The 5143-nt window shown below is 31.8% G+C and carries 3 protein-coding genes; all 3 read left to right on the top strand.

Annotation, left to right across the window (positions count from 1 at the left end; translation table 11 throughout):
* The first annotated feature begins 553 nt into the window (after positions 1 to 553).
* The 3 genes from PLW95_07780 (at position 554) to PLW95_07770 (ending at position 4911) form a co-directional block, all read left to right on the top strand.
* Positions 554 to 2302 carry a hypothetical protein gene (locus PLW95_07780; protein HOV22553.1) on the top strand — a complete coding sequence of 583 codons (1749 nt, stop codon included), beginning with the start codon at positions 554 to 556 and terminating at the stop codon, positions 2300 to 2302.
* 21 nt (positions 2303 to 2323) lie between these two features.
* Positions 2324 to 3220: a sugar-binding protein gene (locus PLW95_07775; protein HOV22552.1), complete on the top strand. Its 897-nt coding sequence runs from the start codon at positions 2324 to 2326 to the stop codon at positions 3218 to 3220.
* A 482-nt stretch (positions 3221 to 3702) separates the two neighbouring features.
* Positions 3703 to 4911, top strand: a complete 1209-nt coding sequence (locus PLW95_07770) for a Glu/Leu/Phe/Val dehydrogenase (GenBank protein ID HOV22551.1) — start codon at positions 3703 to 3705, stop codon at positions 4909 to 4911.
* Positions 4912 to 5143: the final 232 nt, after the last annotated feature.

The following is a 5143-nucleotide window of genomic DNA, read 5'->3' as shown; positions in this document are numbered from 1 at the left end:
GGGTTTTCAGAATTAAGAGAGTTTTTATTTTCTTAGCGAGTTTATTTGGTAGAAGTTCTTCGTATATACTTACTCAATCACACTGACTGAAAGTAGCGAGTAGAGAGTAGAAAGAAGTAAAGAACAAATCCACCCCTCGGGCCATAAGGATAGAGATTACCCATAAATTCCCCCTTTGAAAAATGTTAAGATAGAAGAACCTGGTTTTCTGTAAAAACCGGGTTCTTGAAACAATAAGGTAAGTAAGTTCTCCCTTTAACAAACCGACTGAAGGAGCAGGGCTTAGCAGAGCAGAGTTGGTGCTTTATTTCCCCCTTTAACAAAGGGGGATAAAGGGGGATTTCAGATAGCACAACTGCTCCCGACTAAGGAAGCAAATGGTAGCAGGGCAGAGTTGGTGCGTCATCGTCTCCCAGATAGCACAACGGGGAGGTAGTGTCAAAAAAATAGATGAAAAGAGGGGGAGGGATATAAAGACATATAAAAGCATTAAAAGACAAAGAAAGGCATTATAAAAGATTGGCAGTACCAATAATAAGAAAAGGAGGGAATTATGAAGCAAATGATATTTGTCTGCCTGTTTTTATTATGTTTTGTTTTGCCTATTCAAGCAGAAGAAGTGAAGGTATTTGTATTAACGTATCCTGTATCAAATCAAAGGGTGTTACCAAATGAGCCGGTATTTGTTCCAACCACATCTGAGATTTTAATTATAGCAACACCGGGAGAATATGAACCAGGGAGTTTTGTATTAAACAGCAAAGAAAATCTTCAACAGGTAGAAATAGAAGTAAGTGATTTAAAGAGTAAAGAAGGGGAAATAATAAAATCATCATCAGTAGATATAAAAATAGTAAAGTGTTGGTATCAAGATAAAGGGAGAGGATATATAGAGAAAACACCCGCAAGAGGATATAGTCCCATTGGATATAGTGGCAAGAAGGTATTAGTTCCAGAATTATTGCTTAATGATGATAATTTAATAAAAGTTGACTATGAAAAGGGGAAAAATTATATAAAGATAAAGACAGAAAAAGAAGAGAAATATATTGATATAACACCAGGAAATGATGTAGAAGAAATCGAAAAACAATTACCAGATGGCTATAACAAGTGGAGTGGGATGACACTTGTAAAGGATAGTGAAAAACTCCTTCCTTTTGAATTAAAAGAAAATGAGAATAAACAGGTCTGGTTGACAATAAAAATTCCAGAAGACCAAAAAGCAGGAATATATGAAGGTAATGTAGGAATAAAGAATAAAGGGAAAGAATTGGTGAATATTGTAATGAAGATAAATGTTTTACCATTCAAGTTATGTAGTTACTATCCCATTTCATCTATTTATTGTCAGGGAATGAGCCGGGATTTAAAAAATTTCAAAAAAGAAAATGAAGATTTATATACCCATGGGATTTTAGAACCATATTTTCATGATACTTATGTCGACAAAAATTTTGAAGAAATTAAGGATGATTTCGGGCAGCGACTGAAAATTTTACAGGAAATAGGTCTCTATAAAAGAGGTTTTTACTTTTTTTGTGGGAGAACAAGACATTTTATAGAACCGACTTCTGACAATTTGAACAAACTCAAAGAAAACGTAAAAAAGATTGTAGATTTTGGGAGATCTTACGGGATAAATGATGTATATTTTTATGGTATTGATGAAGCAAGGGAGGAAAGATTAACTGCTCAAAGGCCTGTCTGGGAAGCAATACACGAGGCAGGAGGTAAAGTATTTGTTGCTGGATATAAAGGTGATAATTTTTCTTTAATGGGGGATATACAGGATTTGCTTGTTTGTGCTGGTTATCCATCAAGAGAAGAAGCAGAAAAATGGCATGCAAAAGGGCACAAAATTGTTTGTTATGGAAATCCACAAGGAGGGATAGAAGCACCAGATACATACAGACGAAATTTTGGAATACTTCTCTGGCAATATAACTATGATGGAGCTATGACATACTGTTATCATTGGGAAATACAAGGATTTGGACCGATGTGGTCTGACTGGTGTGAGAGAAAATATAAAGCACATAATATGGTATATCCAACAGGTGATGGAGTAATAGACACATTACAATGGGAGGGATATAGAGAAGGGATAGATGATGTTAGGTATTTGAATGTATTAATTGAAGAGGTAAAAAAGGCAAAGGATAGTCAGATGGTGAAAAAAGAAGCACAGAAATTTTTAGAAGAATTAAAGAAAGGGGATATAAACAGAGATATAGAAGATATGGATACCTTACGACTAAAGATTATTGATTACATAATGAAATTAAAGGGGAAGCAATAGAGAAGAAAGGAGGAATTTCAAATGGGGAAAAATTTTCTTTTATTTATCTTTACATTCTGTTTTATTCCATTTACTTTATTTAGCAAAGAAATATATACTGTTTCTGTTATTTCTGGGAAAATAAAATTAGATGGGAAATTAGATGAGGATGTCTGGAAAAAAGTAAAAGCGATTGACAATTTCTACATACTTGGAGCAGGGAACCCAACTACCTATAAAACAGAAGTGAAAATTGGTATATCAGAGGATAGTTTATATATAGGGGTGATATGTTATGAAGAAAAAATGGACAAGATAAAAGCGAAGTATTCAGATGGTGGGATTTTATGGGAAGAGGATAGTATAGAAATTTTTATATATCCAGAAGGTGCAGAGACATATTATCAGTTCGTTATAAATGCAATTGGTAGTAAATGGAATTCAAGTAGTTCTATTCAACTTTCCGATTGGCAAGCAAAGGTATATAAAGGGAACGATTATTGGTCAATAGAAGTAAGGATACCATTTGAAGTGTTAGGTAGATATCCAGAAGGTGTATGGACAGGGAATATATGTAGAAACAGATGTGTTTCTGATAAACAAGAATTTTGTTCATGGGCAAAGATATTAATTGGAGGATTTCATCAACCAGATATTTTTAATGAGTTGATATTTGAAAAAAACAATGAAATTGCATCAAAACAATTAAGAAAAAAAGTAGGAAATAAAATAAAAGAATTAGAAAAATATATAGTAAAAGGAAATAAAAAAACAATATCTATAAATCAAAAAATTACTGTCTCAGATACTTATCAGATATTAAACATCCTGTATAAATTTGAAGATAAAATAACGAAAGAATCCGAACAACTATCAGAACAACTAAAAAGAAAAATAAATGCAATAGAATATAATAAGTTAAAGCGGGCATTTTTTTAAAATGGTAAGAGAATACTTATTAAAAAAGAAAGGGATGGAGGAAAAGAGGTTTGATTTCTTTTGTGTCAGATAAAGAGAAAAAAGGAAACTTTATGGTCTGTAACCTTGCTTTTGATATTCGGTTAGAGCCATTTGGTTTATTCAAATGGACAAAGCCGTAATTTCCTTTATTTTCAGTAACTACTCCATAAAGTTTTCCGTAGAATGCTCTCATTTTATTCCCTTTTAAAGGGTAAGGAAAACGTGCTACTCTCTTTTCCCTGTTTACTGATATATTAAAACACAAAAAACAAGAAGGAGAAAGAAGCAAACTTCGTCGTGCTTTTATAAATAGCAGGAAAAATATCCGCTTTCTTTCCCCTTCCTTAAAATTAAAACCTTTAAAGGAGGTGATTATTGTATGTGAAGTAATAGAGTTCACAAGGAGTATAATTACTCTAAATAACTCCTCTAAAAACTCTAACTTCATCATACAAGAACAAATGGCTATTGTTTCTCTTGAAAAGATGAAAAAGTTTATTGATATACCTGAAGCAGCAGAAATTTTATTAACAAGGTCAGAAAAAGAAATTGCTTTTAATGTAAATTTGAAAACAGGAAGAGACGAAATTATTTTTTGTGATGCATTTGTTGTTTATCATAATGTTGCCTTAGGCCCTGCAAAAGGTGGTATAAGAATTTCTCCTGATGTAAGTTTAGATGAAACAAGAACTCTCGCTCAAATTATGACTTACAAAAATGCACTTGCAGGAATCCCATTTGGTGGAGGAAAATCAGGAATTAAGATAAATGGAGGAAATATTGATGAATTCAAGAGAGTTGCTATAATTAAAGAATTTGTTCATATGATAAAAGAAGAATTAATTTTTGGATATTATGTACCTGCACCTGACCTTGGCAGTGGCCCTGAGGATATGGCTGTTATTTATGGGGAAACACATATTCCTGAATCAGTTACTGGAAAGCCAGTAAGAATTGGAGGATTACCTGGTAGAAATGAAGCAACTGGTAGAAGTGTCGCTATGTCAACCTATTTAGTTAGTGAAAAGATTTTAAAAGAAAAAATTTCTAATTGCTCAGTTGCTATTCAGGGATTTGGAAATGTTGGAAGAAATACTGCTATATTTTTGTCTGAAATGGGAGCAAAAATTGTTGCTATTAGTGATATATTTGGTGGAACATATAATGGTGAAGGTATAAACATTAAAGAACTTTTAAGTTATGCACCGACTAAAGATAAAAGTGTACTTGATTTTCCAGAGGGTGAAAATATAAAAAATGAAGAATTATTAAACTTAAATGTTGATTTTCTTATTCCTGCAGCAGCAGGAGAAGTAATAAATGAAACAAACGCAGAAGATATAAAAGCAAAAGTAATTATTGAAGGAGCAAATGACCCCGTTAATGAAAAAGCAGATGAAATTCTTGAAAAAAAGGGTGTTATAATTTTACCAGATATATTATGTAATAGTGGAGGAGTAATTGCTTCTTATATTGAGTGGAGGAATGCAAAGTCAGGTAATCAAACAAATAAAAAGGAAGTTTATCAAATCATTGATAGAAAAATATCTGACTCATTTGAGAAAATTTTGAATATTAAAAATAATTTAAGGTCATCTTATAGAATTGCTGCTACTTATATTTCTTTAAATGAACTTATAGAAGCAATGAGAGAAAGAAGATGGCTATAATACTCAGTCAACTGTGTTAACTAAGAAGTACAGAGTATAAATTTAAAATTAAAAGAGCAAAGTGTAAAACTATAACTTAAAGTTCAAAACTTTTTTGTTTTCTTGTTCTTCATTTTCAATTTTTCGTTTTAATTTTACGCTTTGTACTTTACATTTTGCACTTTATTATTTTGAAATAAATTTGTTTCCACTTATAAAAAATCTTAAATTTCTTTTTAAGTCAGTTTTTACT

The organism is bacterium (genome assembly GCA_035370465.1).
Taxonomy (GTDB): domain Bacteria; phylum Ratteibacteria; class UBA8468; order B48-G9; family JAFGKM01; genus JAGGVW01.
The sequence above is the reverse complement of the archived record's forward strand: the minus strand, read 5'-3'. Positions and strand labels throughout refer to the sequence as shown.